Source organism: Sciscionella marina DSM 45152, from assembly GCF_000379465.1.
In the GTDB taxonomy this organism is placed as follows: Bacteria; Actinomycetota; Actinomycetes; order Mycobacteriales; family Pseudonocardiaceae; genus Sciscionella; species Sciscionella marina.
In genome coordinates, this window is sequence record NZ_KB905414.1 from 79,764 (window position 1) to 99,306 (window position 19,543).

Annotated in this window: 20 protein-coding genes; 10 read left to right on the forward strand and 10 right to left on the reverse strand. The window is 69.1% G+C overall.

Annotated elements, in window-relative coordinates; translation table 11 throughout:
* Position 1 precedes the first annotated feature (1 nt).
* From A37U_RS0130210 to A37U_RS0130230, 5 genes are all read left to right on the forward strand, one after another.
* Positions 2-1,603, forward strand: coding sequence for an AMP-binding protein (locus tag A37U_RS0130210; RefSeq protein ID WP_020500412.1), 1,602 nt, complete (start codon positions 2-4; stop codon positions 1,601-1,603).
* On the forward strand, positions 1,591-2,610 hold the full coding sequence (locus A37U_RS0130215) for a serine hydrolase domain-containing protein (protein ID WP_020500413.1): 1,020 nt from the start codon (positions 1,591-1,593) through the stop codon (positions 2,608-2,610). The genes A37U_RS0130210 and A37U_RS0130215 overlap by 13 nt, the downstream gene beginning before the upstream one ends.
* A gap of 75 nt (positions 2,611-2,685) precedes the next feature.
* Entirely contained in the window at positions 2,686-3,300 is a 615-nt protein-coding gene (locus tag A37U_RS0130220) for a TetR/AcrR family transcriptional regulator (RefSeq protein ID WP_020500414.1), read from the forward strand.
* Between the two features lie 2 nt (positions 3,301-3,302).
* Positions 3,303-3,965, forward strand: coding sequence for an enoyl-CoA hydratase/isomerase family protein (locus A37U_RS0130225; RefSeq protein ID WP_020500415.1), 663 nt, complete (start codon positions 3,303-3,305; stop codon positions 3,963-3,965).
* A gap of 217 nt (positions 3,966-4,182) precedes the next feature.
* Positions 4,183-4,659, forward strand: coding sequence for a DUF3995 domain-containing protein (locus A37U_RS0130230; RefSeq protein WP_086010850.1), 477 nt, complete (start codon positions 4,183-4,185; stop codon positions 4,657-4,659).
* Here A37U_RS0130230 and A37U_RS0130235 read toward each other — a convergent pair.
* The 3 genes from A37U_RS0130235 to A37U_RS0130245 all read right to left on the reverse strand — a co-directional run bounded on the left by A37U_RS0130235 (position 4,641) and on the right by A37U_RS0130245 (position 8,039).
* Entirely contained in the window at positions 4,641-5,585 is a 945-nt protein-coding gene (locus tag A37U_RS0130235) for a TauD/TfdA dioxygenase family protein (protein WP_040589107.1), read from the reverse strand. The genes A37U_RS0130230 and A37U_RS0130235 overlap by 19 nt on opposite strands.
* Before the next feature lie 85 nt (positions 5,586-5,670).
* Entirely contained in the window at positions 5,671-6,600 is a 930-nt protein-coding gene (locus A37U_RS0130240) for a dihydrodipicolinate synthase family protein (RefSeq protein WP_020500418.1), read from the reverse strand.
* Positions 6,597-8,039 carry an MFS transporter gene (locus tag A37U_RS0130245; protein WP_020500419.1) on the reverse strand — a complete coding sequence of 481 codons (1,443 nt, stop codon included), beginning with the start codon at positions 8,037-8,039 and terminating at the stop codon, positions 6,597-6,599. The genes A37U_RS0130240 and A37U_RS0130245 overlap by 4 nt, the downstream gene beginning before the upstream one ends.
* 106 nt (positions 8,040-8,145) lie before the next feature.
* Between A37U_RS0130245 and A37U_RS0130250 the strand changes: the two genes are divergently transcribed.
* Complete coding sequence (locus A37U_RS0130250) at positions 8,146-8,802, forward strand: FadR/GntR family transcriptional regulator (RefSeq protein WP_020500420.1); 657 nt, start codon at positions 8,146-8,148, stop codon at positions 8,800-8,802.
* Here the strand turns inward: A37U_RS0130250 and A37U_RS0130255 are convergent.
* The 3 genes from A37U_RS0130255 to A37U_RS0130265 are packed head-to-tail and all read right to left on the reverse strand — an operon-like array spanning position 8,792 to position 10,902.
* Positions 8,792-9,418 carry a hypothetical protein gene (locus A37U_RS0130255; RefSeq protein WP_020500421.1) on the reverse strand — a complete coding sequence of 209 codons (627 nt, stop codon included), beginning with the start codon at positions 9,416-9,418 and terminating at the stop codon, positions 8,792-8,794. The two genes, A37U_RS0130250 and A37U_RS0130255, sit on opposite strands and share 11 nt — an antisense overlap.
* A 54-nt stretch (positions 9,419-9,472) precedes the next feature.
* Positions 9,473-10,153 (reverse strand): FadR/GntR family transcriptional regulator, encoded by a 681-nt coding sequence (locus A37U_RS0130260; protein WP_020500422.1) that lies wholly within the window; start codon positions 10,151-10,153, stop codon positions 9,473-9,475.
* Positions 10,150-10,902 carry an SDR family NAD(P)-dependent oxidoreductase gene (locus A37U_RS0130265; RefSeq protein ID WP_020500423.1) on the reverse strand — a complete coding sequence of 251 codons (753 nt, stop codon included), beginning with the start codon at positions 10,900-10,902 and terminating at the stop codon, positions 10,150-10,152. The genes A37U_RS0130260 and A37U_RS0130265 overlap by 4 nt, the downstream gene beginning before the upstream one ends.
* 104 nt (positions 10,903-11,006) lie before the next feature.
* On the opposite strand from A37U_RS0130265, the gene A37U_RS46130 reads away from it, so the two are divergent.
* The 4 genes from A37U_RS46130 to A37U_RS46140 all read left to right on the forward strand — a co-directional run bounded on the left by A37U_RS46130 (position 11,007) and on the right by A37U_RS46140 (position 16,194).
* A complete protein-coding gene (locus A37U_RS46130; RefSeq protein ID WP_020500424.1) occupies positions 11,007-12,971 on the forward strand; it encodes a glycoside hydrolase family 30 protein in 1,965 nt (654 codons plus the stop codon).
* Positions 12,968-14,299: a sugar porter family MFS transporter gene (locus A37U_RS46135; RefSeq protein WP_020500425.1), complete on the forward strand. Its 1,332-nt coding sequence runs from the start codon at positions 12,968-12,970 to the stop codon at positions 14,297-14,299. Before A37U_RS46130 ends, A37U_RS46135 begins: the two co-directional genes overlap by 4 nt.
* A 198-nt stretch (positions 14,300-14,497) precedes the next feature.
* Positions 14,498-14,797, forward strand: coding sequence for an aromatic-ring hydroxylase C-terminal domain-containing protein (locus A37U_RS0130280; protein WP_157183120.1), 300 nt, complete (start codon positions 14,498-14,500; stop codon positions 14,795-14,797).
* A 101-nt stretch (positions 14,798-14,898) separates the two neighbouring features.
* The gene (locus tag A37U_RS46140) at positions 14,899-16,194 is read left to right on the forward strand and encodes an HNH endonuclease signature motif containing protein (protein ID WP_020500427.1); all 1,296 of its coding nucleotides are present in this window, start codon (positions 14,899-14,901) and stop codon (positions 16,192-16,194) included.
* Here A37U_RS46140 and A37U_RS50385 read toward each other — a convergent pair.
* The 4 genes from A37U_RS50385 to A37U_RS0130300 form a co-directional block, all read right to left on the reverse strand.
* Complete coding sequence (locus A37U_RS50385) at positions 16,083-16,583, reverse strand: GNAT family N-acetyltransferase (protein WP_083934024.1); 501 nt, start codon at positions 16,581-16,583, stop codon at positions 16,083-16,085. The genes A37U_RS46140 and A37U_RS50385 overlap by 112 nt on opposite strands.
* Before the next feature lie 15 nt (positions 16,584-16,598).
* Complete coding sequence (locus A37U_RS0130290; protein WP_020500428.1) at positions 16,599-17,294, reverse strand: SDR family NAD(P)-dependent oxidoreductase; 696 nt, start codon at positions 17,292-17,294, stop codon at positions 16,599-16,601.
* A gap of 71 nt (positions 17,295-17,365) precedes the next feature.
* Entirely contained in the window at positions 17,366-18,706 is a 1,341-nt protein-coding gene (locus tag A37U_RS0130295) for a 6-phospho-beta-glucosidase (RefSeq protein ID WP_020500429.1), read from the reverse strand.
* Positions 18,697-19,461: a DeoR/GlpR family DNA-binding transcription regulator gene (locus A37U_RS0130300; protein WP_020500430.1), complete on the reverse strand. Its 765-nt coding sequence runs from the start codon at positions 19,459-19,461 to the stop codon at positions 18,697-18,699. The genes A37U_RS0130295 and A37U_RS0130300 overlap by 10 nt, the downstream gene beginning before the upstream one ends.
* Positions 19,462-19,543 lie beyond the last annotated feature (82 nt).

Below are 19,543 nucleotides of genomic sequence, written 5' to 3' on the forward strand. Positions count from 1 at the left end.
CATGACACCAGAGGATTTCCACGACCGGATCGAGGAACGCGCGAAGGACAGCGCGGCACCGGTCACGTTCTCCGGGGACACCGGTTCCTGGAGCGAGCTGTTCCATGCCGCGCACGGGATCGCCGACTGGCTGAGCGCATCGGGGGTGCGCCGCGGCGATGTGGTCGCGATCGTCGCCGAGGCCGATTCCGGTACCGCGGCGAGCATCCTGGCCACCTGGAAACTGGGCGCCACGGTGAGCGTGCTCGCCGGCTCCTCGAGCACCAAACGGGCCGGGCTCGGCTACCCGGAATGGCTGCGCCTGCGCCTCGAACAGCTGCGGGCCAGGGCACTGGTGACCACCATCGGCGAGCTCGACACCGGTTGGCGGGCAACCGAATCCGGCCCGCTCGGTATGCACGCCCTGCGCAATCCCGGTGATACGGCACAGTTCGCGGATCCGCCGGTGATCCTGCAGCTGACCAGCGGATCGACCGGGACCCCGAAGATCGTCCCGGTCAGCGCGGAGTCCGCGATCGCGAACGTGGAGGCCACCGCACGGCATCTCGGCCTCACCGGCGAGGATTCGGTGGTGAGCTGGCTTCCGCTCAACCACGATATGGGACTGATCGGCACCTTCGTGCTTCCCGCGCTGCACGGTCTTCCGCTTCGACTGTCCACTCCGGACTCGTTTGTGCGCAGCCCGATGAGCTGGCTCACCGACCTCGCGCGAAACCGTGCCACGCTGACCTTCGCGCCGCATTTCGCCTACGCGCTGCTGGCCCGTTACGGCCGGATCCGCACCCCGGAAGAGGACATCGATCTGTCCGCGCTCCGGCACTGCCTCAACGGCAGCGAGCCGATCAACGCCGCGGAGTTCGCGGCCTTCGGGGAGTTCGCCGCCCGCTACGGAATGCCGGAAACCGCGCTGCGGCCCGGATACGGCATGGCCGAGCTCGGTCTGGTGTTCAGCACCGTGGTTCCCGGTGAACCCATGCGCACGGTGACCGCCGATCCGAACAGCCTCGTCTCCGGCGGCATTCCGCGCGAGGACCCGGAAGGCAGCACCGTCACCGGCTGCGGCAAGCCGCTTCCCGGTTATTCCGTCGACATCCGCGATGAGCGCGGTGAATCGCTGCCGCCCGGATCGGTCGGCGAGATCTGCGTGCACGGGCCGAGCCTGTTCCCCGGATACCTCGGCAGTCAGGGCGCGGACCACTTCTGGGCGGACGGCCACTACCGCACCGGCGATCTGGGTTTCCTGCGCGATGGCGAGGTCTTCGTCTGCGGGCGGATCTCCGATGTGATCATCGTGCGTGGGGAAAACCTGGTGCCCCAGGACATCGAGCACGAGGTCGCCGGTCTGGACGAAGTGCGTTCCGGGAACGTGGCCGCGTTCGGGGTCACCGATTCCGGGGCGGAGGCCGTGGTGGTCGTCGCGGAGACGAACAAACCGAGCGAGGAACTGCGCGGCCGGATCGCCCGCCGGGTACGCGAGGCGATCGCGGTGCGCCCGGCCGATGTGGTGCTGCTCGGCACCGGCCGACTGCCCAAGACCACGAGCGGGAAACTGCAACGCCAGCAGTGCAAGCGCAGCTATCTGGAAGGGGCGTGGTCGAAGTGACCCTGCTCGGTACGAACTTCGCGCGCACCGAAAAGCAGGTCTCCCGGCGCATCGACGGCGAGGAATGGCTCGGCATGCAGTGCTTCGTGGCGCTGCGCGGGCAGACCGTGCTCGAGCTCGCCGCCGGGGAGAGCGCCCCGGGGATCGCGATGACCACCGATGATCCGCTGCGCTGGACCTGCTCCTCCAAGGTGGTCACGGCGAGCCTGTTCGCGCGGCTGGCCGACGCGGGCCTGATCGATCTGCACGCCCCGATCCCCGGCTACACCGAGCCGGTCACCGCCGCACGGCTGCTCAACCACAGCGCCGGCCTCGGCGAGCGGGCCGAGGAACCGTTCCTCGCGCCCTACGGACGGGTCGCGGAACGGGCCGGAACCGAACCGCACCATCCCGGCTTCCCCGTCGGACGGCAGCGCCGGTACAGCTCCTTCGCGAACTTCGCGGTGCTCGCCACGCTCGCCGAACGGGCCACCGGCCGCGCGTTCACCGAACTCGTGAACCGGGAAGTGTTCGCCCGCTCCCACGTGCTCGATTCCAGCTTCACCGCCGAACCCGCGCCGACCTGGATCGGGGATTCCGGCTCGGTGCGGCCCGCGCTCGGCGAGCTGATCCCGGCCGAAAGCCTCGGCGCGGTGTTCCCCGGTGTCGGCTGCTCCGGTCCCGCGCGGGATCTGGCCGCCGTGGTGCGCGAGATGTCCCCGCACGCCGAGGATCGTCCGCGCAGCGCGCCCGAGTTCGTCACCGCGACCGCGCCCTTCGTGCCCTGCCAGCGTTCCGGGGACACCGCCGAATGGGGACTCGGTTTCGTGGTGGGCTGGTCGCGGTTCGGCCGCTGCGCCTCCCCGGACAGTTTCGGGCACGCCGGATGCCGTAGTTCCCTTGTCATGCACGATCCGCGGCACGACCTGAGCATCGCGGTCATCGGCAACACCATTTCCGAATCGCTGGTGCGCAGCGAGCGGGTGAAGCCGTTCATCCCGGCGATCTACGACGATCTCGGGCTCTGAATTCTTGTCGTCGAGCAGAGTCTTGTTCTAGAGCAGGGTCTTGTTTTAGAGCAACTGCTCTGTTACGAATGGGGCATGCCGAGACCACGCACGCACGATCTCGATCAGGTACTCGATGCCGCCGAGCACCTGATCGCGACGCGCGGCGCGGCCGAACTGACGGTGCGCGGGCTCGCCACGGAATCCGGGGTGTCCAACGGGGCGATCTACCACGCCTTCGGTTCGCTGCCCGCGCTGCTGGCCAGGGTGTGGCTGCGCGCGGCCACGGATTTCCTCGACCGGCAGGAAACGCTCGCCACGGAGGCGGGCGATCCGGAAGAAGCGGTCCGCGCGGCGGCACGGGCGCCCGCGGTGTTCGCCGGGGATCGCCCGGACGCGGCCCGCATGCTGCTGACCGTCCGCAAGGAAAACCTGCTCGGCCCACGGGTACCCGATGAGCTCGCGGAAGCCCTGCACGCGCTCGACAACCGGGTGCTCGCACTGCTCGTCCGGTTGGCCAAGGCGCTGTGGAATCGCGGAGACGGTGCGGCGGTCGAGGTGATCACCACCTGCGTGGTCGATCTGCCGACGGCCCTGTTCCGCAGGGAGCTCGCCTGGCCGGGCGGCGCCGTCGGCACCGATACCGAACGACGACTCACCGCGGCCGTGCGCGCGGTGCTCGCCATCCCACCCCCGGACCGAGGGAGCTGACCATGCCCGAACTGCGCAAGCACGACGAGGTGTTCGTACTCGATCTCGGCGAGACGGAGAACCGGTTCTCCCCGGACTGGCTCACCGCGCTCGGCGAGCATCTGGACACCGCGTCCGCCGAGGCGGGCGCGCTCGTCACGAACGGTTCGGGAAAGTTCTACACCAACGGGCTCGACCTCGAATGGCTGCTCGCCAACGCCGACCAGTACGCGGACTACGTCGCCCGGGTGCACGAGCTGCTGGCCAGGCTGCTCACCTTCCCGGTGCCGACCGTGGCCGCGATCAACGGCCACGCCTTCGGCGCGGGCGCCATGTTCGCGCTGGCCAACGACTATCGCGTGATGCGCGCCGACCGCGGCTACTTCTGCTTCCCCGAGGCGGATATCGATATCCCGTTCACACCGGGGATGGCCGCGCTCATCCAGGCCAAGCTGACCCCGGCCGCGGCGATGGCCGCCATGACCACGGCACGGCGCTTCGGCGGCCCGCAGGCGCGCGAACTCGGGCTCGTGGACGAGGTCGCCGAGCAGGAACAGGTGCTCGAGCGGGCGATCGAACTGGCCCGCCCGCTCGCCGGTAAAGACCGGGGCACCCTCGGCACGATCAAGTCCACCATGTTCGCCACCGCGGCGAGCACCCTGCGGGGGCCGATGCCCACACCCTAGGCGTTTCCCGAACGCCGATCCCCCTGCATCCGGGGCGTATGTGTTGCGTGGAACGGGTTTTCCCGTCGCGCGGGCACCGATCGGCCAGGGCGGCGAAGGTTTCGATCTCCACCGGCTGCCCGCGCGTCGTCGCGGTGAAGGAGTGCAGGGTCATCGCGCGGACATCCGCCACGAGCTGCGCAGGAACCCGGCCACGGCCCCCGGCGTTGACCCGACTGTGACTGACGATACGGCGCACGCTGCCCGGCCGCGCTGGGGATACCTGGCCGCCCTCTGGTGCCTGCTGTTCGCGGTGCTGCACCTGTACTGGGCGCTGGGCGGCACACTCGGCCTCGCTTCCTCAGCGGGTGCCGAACTCGCGAGCAGGCGCCCGTCCTGGTTCGTTCTCGGCGGGTTGTGGGGTGTGGCCGTGGTGTTGCTGATCGGTGCCGGGTTCTGTGCCGGGATGGTCCGGTGGCGGTTGTCGGGCACGCTCCAGCGCGCCGTGGCGGTACTGGGCTGGCTCGGTGGCGCCGTGTTGCTGGCACGTGGTGTTCTGGTGGAACTGCTGCTGGCGACCGATGCGACCGGGCTCGCCACCGAGGTGGGTGCCGAGCAGACCCGGTGGAGTCTGTTCCTGTGGAATCCGTGGTTCGTACTCGGCGGTGCACTGGTCCTGCTGGCGGCCAACGGACTTCACCGTGGCCGGGGCTGATCGGGGATGCTCGCGTAGTGCGAGGCATCGCCCTGCAGCACCGAACTGCGCCGCCCGGCCACGCTCACCGGAACGTCCCCGGCGAGCGTGATCCGGTGCAGCCGCCGCGGCTGATCGTCGTAGTCGGCGATCGCGTAGTGCTGGGTGGCGCGGTTGTCCCAGATCGCGACATCCCCGCTCTGCCACTGCCACCGCGTGGTGTTCTCCAGCTGGGTCACCCTGCGCTGCAACAGGCCGAACAGCTCGGCGGACTCGGTGCTCGCGAGTCCGGTGAACCGGCGCAGGAAATGCCCGAGCAGCAGGGCGCGCTCGCCGGTCTCCGGGTGCACCCGGACGGCGGGATGTTCGGTCTCGTACACCTGCGCAACGAACTCCTCGCGGTGCGCGCGTTCCTTCACATCCACGCCGCCGCCGTGCCCGATGGCGGCCGCGTAGTCGTAGACATTGCTGTGCACCGCCCACAGTTCGTCCACCAGCGCCCGCAACGGTCCGGGCAGATTTTCGTACGCGGCAACGGTATTGGCCCAGGTGGTGCTGCCGCCGTAAGACGGGAGCTGGACGGCGCGCAGGACACTGATCGCGGGCACCCGGTCCACGAAGGTCACATCGGTGTGCCAGCTGTTCGCTTTCGAGTAGTCCGCGTCGATGGGGAGAATATTGGCGTTCTCGGCATTGCGCACGGTCGGATGCGCGAGCGTCGGCGTACCGAGCAACCGGGCGAAGGCCAGCTGCCCGTGCTCGTCGAGATGCTGTTGCTCGCGGAAGAAGATCACCTTGTGCCGCAGCAGGGCCGCCCGGATCTCGGTGACCGTCTCCGCGTCCAGATCACCGCCGAGCCGCACCCCGTCGATGCGCGCACCGATCCGCGCACCGAGCTGTACCACTTCCGTTCCTGTGCTGTTCGGCACTCCCGCTCGAATCGTCATGCACCGCAGAATGCGCCGCAGCCCGGCGAACGAGCACCCGTTCCTTCATCGTGGCCGCCCTTGACGCGGACTCCGAACGGCTCGGTCACCGATCGAGCAGGCCCGCCCGCTGCAGCTGCTCACCCACGAAGGCTCGTTCGGTCGCATCGAGTGGAACCTGTGGGGGCGCCGTAGTCGGATGGGCGATGATCCCACGCAGTTCGAGCGCGGCCTTGAAGGCACCGAGCGCCGAGGAACCGCGCCCCATCCGCTCGGTACCGCCCGCATGGACGATATCGGACAGCCGCACGAGGCGTTCCTGTTCGCGCGCCGCCTCCGGGTACCGCCCGGCCACGGCGTGTTCGTAGAGCCGCACATAGCCGTGCGGATCCACGTTGCCGAGCCCGGGAACCAGTCCGGCCGCGCCGATGCCCAGCGCGTAGTCGGCGGTCAGCTCGGAACCGGTGAACACCGCGAACTCGGTGAGTTCCCTCGCCCGCAGTTCGAGCAGCAGCCTGCGCAGCGCCCCGTCCTCGCCACTGGAATCCTTGAGCCCGGCGAGCACCCCGTCCGCGGCGAGCCGGGTGACCAGGCCCGCGGACAGCTTGCTGTGCACCGAAACGGGCAGATCATAGGCATAGACGGGCAATCCGGCCCGCCCGGCGATCGTGCGGAAATGCCACTCGATCTCGTGCTCGTCGGTGCGCGCGTAGAACGGCGCGGTGGCCACGATCGCGTCGGCGCCCGCCTCGCGCGCGGCACGGGCGTGCTCGAGTACCCGCAGCGGGCTCATGTCGATCGCCCCCGCCAGCACCGGAACCCGCCCGGCCACCTGGGCGACGACCAGATCGAGCACCTCGCGCCGATGCTCGTCGGGCAGGTAGGCCACCTCGCTGGTGGAGCCGAGCACGAACAGCCCGTGCACCCCGGCCTCGAGCAGATGCGTGACGAGCCCGGCAAGGGATTCCTTGTCCACCAGCCATTCCGGAGTGAGCGGGGTGCACACGGGCGGGATGACACCGTGCAGACGGGTCACAGTGGAGCTCCTTCTCGTTGGGTCTTCCGGTAGTTCTGGCCATCGAGTGCGTCCGCCGACCAGGCCGCCGCCGGGCGGAGCAGGCGCTGCAAACGGTTCGGCGCGTCGATCCCGATGAGCACAAGCACGATCAGGGTCAGTCCGAAGGACAGCACCGCGAGCGCGGTACCGAGGGAGAGCTGACCGCCGAGACTCGCGCCGAGCGCCGGGGCGACCGCACCGCCGAGCGCGCCCACGTTGTAGGTGAACCCGAGACCGGCCGCGCGCTGACCGGTCTCGAAGTAACCGCCGATCCATTTCGGCAGCAGCCCGGAAATGCCCTGGCCGAACACCTGCTGCACGAACAGCAGCGCGCCGAGCAGCAGCAGGCTGTGCCCGCCGACCGCGAACACCGGGAAGATCACCAGCTGGGAGAGCAGCAGGCTGCCCGCATAGGCCCGGCGGGTGCCGAACCGGTCCCCGATGAACCCGGCGACCCAGCAGCCGACCGCGGCCCCGAACCCGGCGAAGAAGACCACGTTCGCCGTTTCCGCCGGGCTGTAGCCCAGATCGGTCTTGACGTAGGTGGGCAGCAGGGACTGGATCGGCCAGGAGTAGAGGAAGGCGGCGAACACGATCACCATCACCGCGATCGTCGCGGGCCAGCGCGGTCCGGAGAACTGCACCAGATAAGCGAGGAACACCACCGCGGCCAGTACGCCGAGCACCGCGATGAGCGGAACACTGGACACCGCCTGGGTGAAGATGAGCACCAGGCAGACCAGCGCGAGCACCGCGCCGAGCAGGTTGAGCGGCGCGCGCTTGCCGGTGAACAGCACCCCGATCATGGTCGGCGTGCTGTTCCCGCGCGACCAGTCCGGTGACTCGGGAAGGCTGCGGCGCAACCAGATCGCGAGCGCGATCGGGGCGAGCCCGATGAAGAACAGGGCACGCCAGCCGAACGCGGGCACCACGAGCGCGTAGACCTGCGCGGCGATGATCGTCCCGAAGGAATAGCCGGAGATCAGGAAACCGCTCGCCTTGTTGCGCAACCGCTGCGGCCAGGACTCGATCACATAGGTCGAACTGGCCCCGTACTCCCCGGCCATGCCGAGCCCGATCACCAGCCGCGCGGCGAACAGTACCCCGTAGCTCGGCGCGAGCCCGCAGGCCAGGGTACCGAGCGAGAACAGCACGATGCTCACCACCATCGCGGTCCGCCTGCCGAACCGGTCCCCGAGCGCGCCGAGCGCCATGCCGCCGATCCAGCGGGAGATGAACGCGGCCGAGACCAGGCTCGCAGCCTCCACCGTGGTCAGCCCGAAACTGTGACTGACCTCGGTCAGCACCAGGGTGATCAGCACGAAGTCGAAGCCGTCGAGCAGATAACCGAGCCAGGCGGCGAAGAACGCCTTCCACTGCCCGCGGTCGAGCTGGCGGTACCACCCTCGTTCGCGCACGGCACCTCCACGCCTCGCTGCGATTCACTCCGGAGATGTTGGACGTTGGACGTCCTGTGTCCTGGGTACGATAGGGCGAGCCGCGCACCTTGTAAAGGAGCAGTTCTTGACCGCACTCGACCCGCTGCCGCGCCGCATCCTCGGCCTCATCCAGGAGCGCGGCCTGCGCACCGGCGATCCGATGCCGACCGAGCTCGAGCTGATCGACCAGCTCGCGGTGTCCCGCAACACGGTCCGCGAGGCGATCCGGTCACTGCGCGCGCTCGGGATCGTGGAGATCCGGCACGGGCACGGCACCTTCGTCGGCGAGGCCTCGCTGCACACCCTCTCCCCCTCGCTGACCTTCCGCGCGCTGTCCGGGGACATCGAGGGACTGCGGAATCTGGTCGAGGTGCGCGCGCTGATCGAGATCGGCACCATCCGCAGGCTGGCCGGTGAACTCGAGGCGGCGACCCTGGACCGGCTCGACGAGCTGTGCACCCGGATGGAACAGGTGGAACTGCACGCCGAGGCGGACCGGCAATTCCACCACACGCTCTACGCCGGGCTGGACAATCCGCTGATCGGGCAGCTGGTGGACCTGTTCTGGACCGCCTATCTGGACGCGCGCGCCGGGATGCGGGTGCCGGAATCGAGCGCGACCGACTGCGTCGCGGACAACCACCGCGCCATTCTCGCCGCGCTGCGCACCGGGGATCCCGAGGCGGCGAGCCAGGCGATGGCCGCGCACTTCGCCGATCTGCAGCACCGGCTCACTCCCTGACCGGCTCCGCGAACCGGCGGTCGATGTCGGGAATCCAGAAACAGATCTCCAGGGTCTTCAACCGGGATACGTGCCAGAGCTTGCGTCCTTCGCGCAGCGCGCTCACCGCGCCGATGGCGGCCAGCACGGCGACCGCCGCCGCGACCAGGCGGTGCCCATCGGGGATGAGCTCGGCCAGTGCGACGACCGTGACCAGGGCGGCGGCCAGCGCGATGTTGCGCAGCATGAGCGACTGCGCGCGCATCCGGGCGATCTCCGTGGCGGCCTCCTTATCGTGGATCTCGGCCGCGGCAAGCAGCAGCGCGGGATCGGCGCGCACGTACGCCCGGTCCCGCGCCTGCGGCACCCTGCGCAGAAATCCCTCCTGCGCCGCGTCCGGGCTCCGGCTCCAGCGCGGCGGCAACCGTTCCAGCTGACTGCCGAGCGGATGGCAGAGGTGCCCGAGCAGATAACTGGCCACCACGGCGGCGACCACGAGCACCGGCGTCGGCATCGCAGTCAGTGCTGCCGGATCCAGCACGCCGAGCCGCAGCAGCACGTAGATCAGGATGGACAGGTGCACGGCGCCCGGTACCGCGAAGCTGAACAGATCGATGATGCTGACCGCGAAGGTCACCGGCTGCCTCCTGAGTTGAGCACGGCACGACCCGATGATCCTGACACAGCCGGCTCAGAGCTCCCGCAGATCCGCCTCCGCCTGAGCGAGCAGCGCCTCGACCGCGCGCACCGCGGCCTCGGGAGCGTTGGCGCGCACCGCGTCCAGGATCGCGCGGTGCGCGGGCTCGGGATCGGCCCAGTGCTCCCGCGCGTGCACGATCCGGTCCCGGACCCCGAGCCCGGCCACGATCACCACATCCATCCTGGAGAGCAGTTCGTTGTGCGCGGCATCGAGCAGGGCGCGGTGGAATTCCAGGTCCGCGGCGATCATCGCGTCCGCATCCGTGTGCGCGGCGACCATGGCGGCCATCGCGGATTCGAGCGCGACCAGGTCTTCCTCGGTGCGCCGCACGGCCGCGAGCCGGGCACCCGCGGGTTCCACGATGGCGCGCACCTCGGCGAGATTGCCCAGGAAATCCCGGTCCGGGCGGGCGCCACCGTGCCAGCGCAGCAGATCGGCATCGAGCAGGTGCCACTGCGCGCGCGGGCGGACCACGGTCCCCCGCTTCTGCCGGGATTCCACCATTCCCTTGGCACCGAGCACTTTCAGCGCCTCGCGCACCACGGTCTTGCTCACCCCGAGCTCGCGCTCGAGGTCCTCGGCGAACAGCGTCGAGCCCGGTGGATGGTCCCCGCGCACGATTCCGGTGCCGATCGCCTCGACGATCTGGCCGTGCAGTCCGCGCGCGGTCACGCGGACTCCTTGGCCACGCTCCACCCGCCGTCCACGACGAGTTCGGTTCCGGTGATGAACGAGGCCTCGGGCGCGGCGAGGAAAGCGACCGCCGCCGCGACCTCCTCGGCCCGCCCGAACCGGCCGGCCGGGGTGGCCGCGACGGTGCTCGCCCGGCCGGACTCGTCCACCCGGTCCCAGGCGCCGGTCAGCACCGGACCGGGGAGCACGGTGTTCACCCGGATCCGCGGCGCGTACTCCACGGCGAGCTGACGGGCCAGCGAACACAGCGCCCCCTTGCTCGCCGCATAGGCGGGATGCGCGGGCAGCCCGGTGTGCGCGTGCACCGAGGAGGTGAACACGATCGCCCCGGAGTTCTCCCACAGCAGCCCGTGGCAGGCACGCACCCCGTGGTACGCACCGCCCAGGTTGACCGCGATCTGGCGCTCCCAGTCCTGCGGGCTCAACTCCTGGACGGGCCGCCGGATGACGGTGAACGCGTTGCAGTGCAGCACATCCAGGCGTCCGTACTCGGTACGCAGCTGTTCGGCGAGCGCGGACCAGTCGGTCTCATCGGCCACATCCGCGCGCCGATAGTCGACCCGGTGCCCCTCGGCGCGCAACTGCCCGGCGAGCTCGGATCCGTCGGCGATATCGGCGAGCAGCACCGCGGCGCCCTCCTCGGCGAGCCTGCGCACCGTGGCCGCGCCGATCCCGGACGCGCCCCCGGTGACCAGGGCGACCCTGCCGGTGAACCGCTCGCTTCCCATCGCGCCTCCTTACCGAAGTTTCGACATTAATTATGCATAAATCTTGACGGAGCACGCACCGAGGCCGCAAGATCCTTGCCGGCTCCCGATTCCCGGAGGTGCACATGCGCACAGCGGCCGTCCTCTGCCTCGCGGTACTGCTCACCCTCACCATGACCGGAGCGAGCGTGGGCGAACAGACCAGGATCACCGTGGACGGCTCTGCCGCGGGCCGAACCTTCGACGGGCTCGGCGCGCTGTCCGCCGGTGCTTCCTCGCGACTGCTGATCGACTACCCCGAACCGCAGCGTTCCCGGATCCTCGACTATCTGTTCAAACCCGGCTACGGGGCGAACATCCAGCTGCTCAAGATCGAGATCGGCGGGGACACCAACTCCACCGACGGCAGCGAACCGAGCCACGAACGCGCGCCGGGTGCGGTGGACTGCGGACGCGGCTACGAGTGGTGGCTCGCCGAGCAAGCGGTCAAGCGCAATCCAGGCATCAAGCTGGGCGCGCTCACCTGGGGCACCCCCGGCTGGGTCGGCGAGGGCAAACAGACAGTGTGGACGAACGAATTCATCGACTACCAGCTCTCCTGGATGCGCTGCGCGAAACAGCACCATCTGAACATCGACTATCTGGGCGGCTGGAACGAGAAGGGCAACGATCCCGGCTGGTACACCCGGTTCCGCGCGGCACTGGACGAACACGGCTATCGCAAGGTGCAGCTCGTCGCCGACGACAGCTTCGACTGGGATGTGCTCAAGGACATGGGCAAGGACAAGGAATTCGCGCGTGCCGTGGACGTCGTCGGCCAGCACTACCCCTGTGGTTACCTCACCGAGCACACCGACTGCACCAGCCCGCAAGAGGCCAAGGCGGCGGGCAAACCCCTGTGGGCGAGCGAACAGGGATCCCAGCGCTACGACCTCGGCGCCACCGCGCTCGCCCGGTCGATCAACCGCGGCTACACCGATGGGCGGATGACCGGGAACATCAACTGGGCACTGGAATGGTCGGCCTACAAGGGGCTGCCGTTCGACGGGGACGGCCTGCTCGAGGCGAACGAACCCTGGTCCGGGCACTACGCGCTCGGCGCCAGCGTCTGGGTGCTCGCGCAGACCACCCAGTTCACCGCGCCCGGCTGGCGTTATCTGGACAGCGGGAGCAGCCGTATCCCGGGCGGCAGCGTGGTCAGCCTGCGCGAGCCGAAGGGGCCGGACTGGAGCAGCATCGCCGAGACGCTGAACGCCAAAACCCCGCAGCGGCTGGCTTTCCAGGTCTCCAATGGGCTCAGCGACGCCCCGGTGCACGTGCGCGCGACGAAACCGGATTCCCCCGAATCACGCGACTGGTTCGCCGACAAGGGCACGATCAGTCCACACGACGGGAAGTTCGAATTCACCGCACAGCCTGGAATGGTGTACTCGTTCTCCACGAAGGGCGGTCAGGGCAAGGGATCCGCGAGCGCACCGGCCGCGCATCCCTGGCGGCTGCCCTATTCCGAGGACTTCGAACACGGCCCGACTCCGCGCTACCTCTCCGATCTCGGTGGTTCCTTCGCCACTGCGCCGTGCACCGGCCGGGCGGGACACTGCCTGCGCCAAGAGGTCGACCGGCAGCCGGTGCAGTGGAACAAGCTGCACAACGCTCCGAAAACGGTGATCGGCGATCCGGACTGGACCGACTACACCGTGGGCGTGGACGCGCGGCCGGCCGCCGAGGGCACGGTGGATCTGGGAGCCCGCGTGGTGAACGGCACCAGCGGCTATCATCTGCTGCTGCACAGTGACGGCAACTGGCAGCTGGTGAAACGCACCGCCGATGGCACCCAGAAACCGTTGAAGGAAGGCAAGATCGGCTCCGACTCCGGCTCCGGCTCCGGCTCCGGCTCCGGCTCCGGCTCCGGCTCCGGAAAGGGCTGGCATCGCCTGGAACTGCGCCCCCGCGGGGCCCGGGTGACGGCAACCGTGGACGGTCAGCAGCTGGCCACGGTCGCCGATCCGGATTACACGATCGGCCAGGTCTCGCTCGGCCTGGACGGTTGGCAGCACGCGCAGTTCGACAATCTCCGGGTGACTCGATGAACCGGTTCGTGCTGGCCGTTTCCGCGATCTCCGCGCTCGGCGGGATGCTGTTCGGCTACGACATCGGGGTGATCTCCGGGGCGCTGCTGTTCCTGGCGCACGATTTCGGGCTCGGCCCGTTCCTGCAGGGTGTGGTGACCAGCGCACTGCTGGTGGGTGCCGCGGTCGGCGCGCTGGCCGGTGGCCGGCTCGCCGACCGGTTCGGCAGGCGGGCGGTGCTCATCACCGCTGCCGGGGTGTTCGTGCTCGGCGCGCTCGGTTCGGCGTTCGCCCCGGAGACCTGGACCCTGGTCCTCGCGCGGTTCGTGCTCGGCCTCGCGGTCGGCTCGGCCTCGCTGGTGGTTCCGCTCTACATCGCCGAGATGACCCCGGCGGCCAACCGGGGCGCGCTCGTCTCGCTCAACCAGCTGATGATCACCATCGGCATCCTGGTCTCCTACCTGATCAATTCCGCCCTCGCCCCGGCGCAGGCCTGGCGCTGGATGCTCGGGCTGGCCGCGATCCCGGCGATCGCGCTCGGCATCGGCATGCTGCTGCTCCCGGACACCCCACGCTGGTTCCTGAGCAAGAACCGCCCGGAGGACGCGGAATCCGTACTGCGCAAGGGAAGGCCACCAGCCGAGGTGGAACCCGAGCTGGCCGAGATCGGCCAGGTGCTGGAAACCGAACGCGGTGCCGCACGCGGACTGTCCGCGCTGCGCGGGCCGCGGGTGCGCCCACTGCTGATCGTCGGCGTCGGGCTCGCGATCATCCAGCAGATCACCGGGATCAACACGATCATCTACTTCGCACCGTCCATCCTGCGCGCCACCGGATTCGGCACATCCGGGGCGATCCTGTCCACGGTCGGAGTGGGTGTGGTCAACGTCGCGCTCACCGTGGTCGCCATCGGGCTGATCGACCGCATCGGGCGCAGGCCGCTCGCACTCATCGGGCTCGCCGGAATGGCACTGTCCGCCGCCCTGCTCGGCGCGGTCTACCTGTTACCGAGCCTGACCGGATTCGGTGGCTACGCCGCCTTCGTATGCATCGCCGCCTACGTGGCCTGTTACGCCGTCAGCCTCGGTCCCGTGGTGTGGCTGATGATCTCCGAGATCTATCCGCTGCGGATCCGCGGCTCCGCGATGAGCGTGTCCACCATCGCGCTGTGGCTGACCAATGTGCTCGTGGCGCTCACCTTTCTGTCCCTGTTCTCCGCGATCGGGGCCAGCGCCACGTTTTGGATCTACGCCGGTATCTGCATCGCCTCCTGGTTGTTCACCTACCGGCTCGTGCCGGAGACCAAACAGCGCACCCTGGAACAGATCGAGGCAGAGCTGGCTGCGTGATCATGGCGGCGCCGAGCGCCTCCGGGGCCGACAGTTGATTAATGCCCTTGGACAAACTTCTTGTGTCACTTCGGCAGTTAATCCATTGCTCGGTTGCCGATGCAACCGGATCCTTAAGTGCGGGCGATGTGCGAGGTGGTGAGCGAGCTGACTCGTACCACCGACGGCGCCACGTATTTCGCGAAAAGGATCTCCGGTGTGTGGCAACACTATGATCTCCCCGGCGAGCATCCGCTGGTCGGCACCGGCGCGCCCGACTACGAGCTCACCGGCGGAACCCACTTCGCCGACCACCTGCACGACGGCCGGGCGCTCCCGCTCGACCCGTCCGGTGCGTTACCGGATCTGGCCGCCGGGTATCGCGACCGCATGCGGACCATCACCACCGCCCCGCCGTGCGGAAAGGCGCCCCCGGCACTGTTCGTGCGGCCCGACGGGTACGTCGCCCTGGCGGGCGAACCGGATCGGCACGCACTGGAAATGGTACTGAAAACCTGACTCGGCGTTCCATCGGGGTATATACCTTCGTGACTGGTTGACTGATTTCATTCATTTTGTATTCGCCGTTTCGTGTCGAGCGATTCTGCTATTATGGAGTCATGAACGCTGGGGTTGTTGTACAGGATTCGGCCGAGAAATTGCTACGCAGACTGGGCGACCAGTTCATGGCCATTCGCCGCGCCGAGGCGGGAATGCTCGATCTGGTGGCACAGCTGGACAAACGCGGCGCGCCGGTGGAGTTCGGTTACCGCGGCTCGCCCGCACGCATGGTGGAAGACGTGGGTCGGGTGGGTCTCGCCGAAGCACGCCGGATCGCCGAACGAGCACGGGCCTTGTTCGGTGCGCTCGGAATCAGTGGTGAACCACTCTCGCCGGATCTGCCGAATACCGCGGAAGCCTATTCACGCGGGGATCTCGGCGCCGAGCATGTGGACCGAATACGAAGATTCGCCACCGAGCTGCCTGCCGATGTGCTCACCGGAGGATCCTGGCCGATCGCGGAGAACTGCCTGGCGCAGATCGCCAGTGAGACCGGGCCGCGTGGGTTGAGCCGCCCGATCCGGGAACTGCATGCGCGGCTCGATCCGGATGGGCAAGCGCCGAACGACCACGAACCCTCGCGCCCGTGGCGGGAAATCTGGGTGCAGCAGCGCGCCGATGATTGGCTCATCGAAGGCCACCTGGACCAGGAAACCGGCCTGAAACTGCGCAGCGTTCTCGACGCACTCAATAAGAACCGTAGCCCGGAAACCGTTGACGGCGCCACGGTGTTCCGGCGGCCGAGTGAACGCGACGCCGATGCGTTCGCCGAGATCGTCCAACTCGCTGCGAATCCGGAAAGCCTTCCCGAAAACGGCGGCGAACCGTTCACGATCGTGGTCACCATGAGCGAAGAATGCCTGCGTGAAGGCGTCGGCGCAGGCACCACCATGGACGGCAGTACCATCCCCGCCACACAGCTGCGCCGAATCGCCTGTGATGCCGGAGTCATCCCTACCGTGCTCGGCAGCGAGGGTGAAGTGCTCGACATGGGCTGCCGGGAGCGCACCGCACCACCCAAACTCCGCCGCCGCCTCATCGCCCGGGACCGCGGCTGCGCACACCCGGACTGCGATAAGCCGCCCGCACTCACCCAGGCCCACCACGTTCGGCACCACGCCAACGGCGGCTACACCACCGAAGACAACATGGTGCTGCTCTGCGCCTACCACCACACCTTGGTCCACCACACCGCGTGGGAAGTCCGCATCCACAACGGGCGGCCCGAATTCAGCCCACCCGGCTATCGCGCGGCGATCTCCGCGGGCCGCCAGACAAGACGAACATCCGGCTCGCCCTCCGCATTGCGGGATCCATCGGTGCGCTGCACGGCGAGAAAACCGTGCCGCTCGTGAAACAGCCGCGCCGGTTGGTTGACCTCGAAGGTCCACAAGCCCAATCCCTGGGGACGCAAGCGCTTGGCCAACGCGATGAACCGATCCCCCACGCCACAACCCCGCCAGGACGGTTCCAGGTACAGCTGCTCCAGTTCCGCGTCCTCGAGCACGAGAATCCCGATCACGGCTTTTCGGGAAACAGAATCCTCATGCACGGCCACCCATGCCTCGCAGTCGGGCACCACCACCGCCGAGAACCAATCCCGCACCTCGTCGTCGTCATGCGCGCGCCGCACGGTCGACAGGGCGGCGGCGAAGGCCCGCAACCACACCTCGGCCATACCGGGCGCATCGGCGGCCTCGGCGCGCCGGAACACGAGATCGGCGGCATCCGGGACCGCATTCATCGCGAAGATCTTGACTCACCAGGAAAGGCGGCGGCCGTCCCGGAAGAACCCGCCGGTCGGTCCGTCCTCGGGGATGTCCACGGCCCACAACACGCTCGCCGCACCGGCCTCGATCGTCCGCCCACCGCGGCCGCCCATCCGGGTCGCGACCCACCCGGGGCAGACCGCGTTCACCAGGATGCGGTCCCTACTGCATTGCGCGGCGAACACCCGGGTGACCGCGTTCAGCGCGGCCTTGGACACCGCATAGGCCGGGGTTCCCGCGCCCATATCGGAGAGCGCCCCGATCCCGCTGGAGACGTTCACGATGCGCCGCCCCGGACGGTTCCCGCGCATCAGCGGCAGCAGCGCGGTGATGGTGCGCCAGGCTCCGATCGCGTTCACCTCGAGCGCCTCGGTGACGATGCGCATGTCCGCGCCCGCGGGATCCTGCCAGGTGTCGTAGTGCACGCCCGCGTTGTTGACCAGCACGTCGACCCGGCCGAATTCGGTGCGCAGCAACTCCCCCAGAGCGGTGGTACCGCGCTCCTCGGTGACGTCGAGTTCGGCGACGAGCACCCGGCCGTTCGCGCCGAGATCGCGTGCGGCCTGACGTCCCGCCTCGGCGTCGCGGGCACCCAGTACGGTGCGGTATCCACGGCTGAGCAGCTGCTCGACCACGGCGAGACCGATCCCACGATTGGCCCCGGTGACAACGGCGATCCGGTCCACGAGGACGATCGTACGAATTAGCGGCCCGATTGACGAGACTCCGAAATCAACAGATCAGCAGAGCCGACAGATCAGCTCAGCGCGGCGGCCACCCCGGGAATGCGCGCGCGGTAGTGCTCGAGCAGGATCCGCGCGGTGTCCACCGAGTCCACCAGCGGGTGCAGCGCGAAGGCGGACAGCGCGGCGCGGCGCGAATGGGTCACCGCGGCCGTGATGGTGTGCCGCTCGCATTCCTTGACCTGCGCGACCAGGCCGAGCTGATGCCCGGAAAGCGGAGCGGTGGCCAGCGGACGGGCCCCGTTCGCGTCCACCGCGCAGCCGACCTCGATGACCGCGTCCCCGGGCAGTTCCGGAAGCGTGGACCCGTTGCGCACGTTGAGCAGCATGCTGGCGTGCTCATCGCGGGCGATCGCGGACATGAGCTCGAGCGCGACCCGCTCGTATCCGCCACCCTCGACATCCGCGGCGGCGCGCTCTCCCTCCCGGTTTTCGGCCATATAGGTGGCATCGCGTTCCCGCCGGGTGCGTTCCCAAGCGGCGAGCGCGGTCTCCGGTGTCTCTGCGGCCCCTGCCTCGGCGACCGCCTCGTAGAACGCGGCTTGCTGGCGCAACAGGAACTCGCCCCTGGTCGCGGCCCCGCCCTTGATGGCCGCGATCGCCTCGCGGGTCCGGTAGTAGTAGTACAGGTACTCGTTGGGCAGGCAGCCGAGATCGTGCACCCACTCGGGGCCGAACAGTTCGCCCTCCTCGATGCCCGCGAGCAGCCCGGGCTCGGCGAGCAGTTCGGGGAGCACATCCCGGCCGTCGTGGCGCAGCCCGCGCAGCCAGCCGAGGTGGTTGAGCCCGGCGTAGTCGAGCCCGGTGCGCGCGGGATCGAGACCGAGGGCGACCGCGGCGCGGCGGCCGAGCCCGATCGGCGAATCGCAGATCCCGATCACCCGTTCGCCGAGCACGCCCTGCATGGCCTCGGTGATCATGCCGGCGGGATTGGTGAAGTTGATGACCCAGGCGTGTGGGCACAACACCGCGCAGCGTTCGGCGATGTGCCGGGCCGCGGGCACGGTGCGCAGCCCGTAGGCGATCCCGCCGGGACCGGTCGTCTCCTGGCCGAGCAGCCCGAGATCGAGGGCGACCCGTTCGTCGGCGGTGCGCCCCTCCAGACCGCCGACCCGGATCGCGGAGAACACGAAGTCGGCCCCGGCCAGCGCCTCGTCCAGTTCGGTGGTCGCGCGCACCTCCGGGGCGCCCGGCACGGTCGCGGCGAGCCCGGCAAGCACCCGGGTGATCGCCTCGAGCCTGCCGCGGTCCAGATCGTGCAGCACCACCTCGTGCACCGGGCCGTGCGCGCCCAGCAGCGCGCGATAGACCAGCGGAACCCGGAATCCGCCGCCACCGAGGATCGTCAGTCGCATGCCAGCATTACCTCCACCCCTGCCGCGGAACAGGTGTCCAGTGTCGCGGAATCGGCGCCCGCATTGGTGACCAGCACGTCGAGTTCGTCCACCCCGCAGACCCGCAATGCCCCCGTTCCCGGGAACTTGCCCTTGTCGGCGAGCAGCACCACCTGCCCGGCCGCGGCGATCATCGCGCGTTTGATCGGCGTCTCCACGAGCGTGCTGTCCAGCACCTGGCCGTCCCCGTGCACCCCGCTCGCCCCGATGAACGCCCGATCCGCCCGCACCTGGCGCAGCGCGTCCTCGGTGAGCGCGCCGACCAGCGAATGGTAGGTGCGCCGCACGAGCCCGCCCAGCACGAGCAGTTCCACGCACTCGTCCGCACGCAGTTCGTCGAGTACGGCCAGGCTGGAGGTGAGCACGGTGACCCGCCGCCCGCGCAGCCGCCGGGCCAGATGCGCGACCGTGGTGCCGATGTCCAGCAGCAGCACATCCCCGTCGTTGACCAGTTCGAGCGCGCACCCGGCCACCGCATCCTTGTCCTCGGGGGCGATCGCGGCGACGTTCGCGAAGGGCATGTCCACATCGGCATCGGCCTCCGCGTGCGCACCGCCGTGCACCCTGGTCAGGGTGCCCTGCCTGGACAGTTCGGCGAGATCGCGGCGGATCGTGGAGGCGCTGACCCCGAGGGAACCGGCGAGCGCGGCCGCCGACATGGGACCGGAGCAGCGCAGCCGCCGCACGATCTCGGCGCGCCGTCGGTGCTGGATCACGCACCGAGCATAGCAGTCGCACTGCGCGTTTTCGCTCGGAAGTGCGCACTAATGATTGTCTTCGCGCATTTTCGTGGTTAGA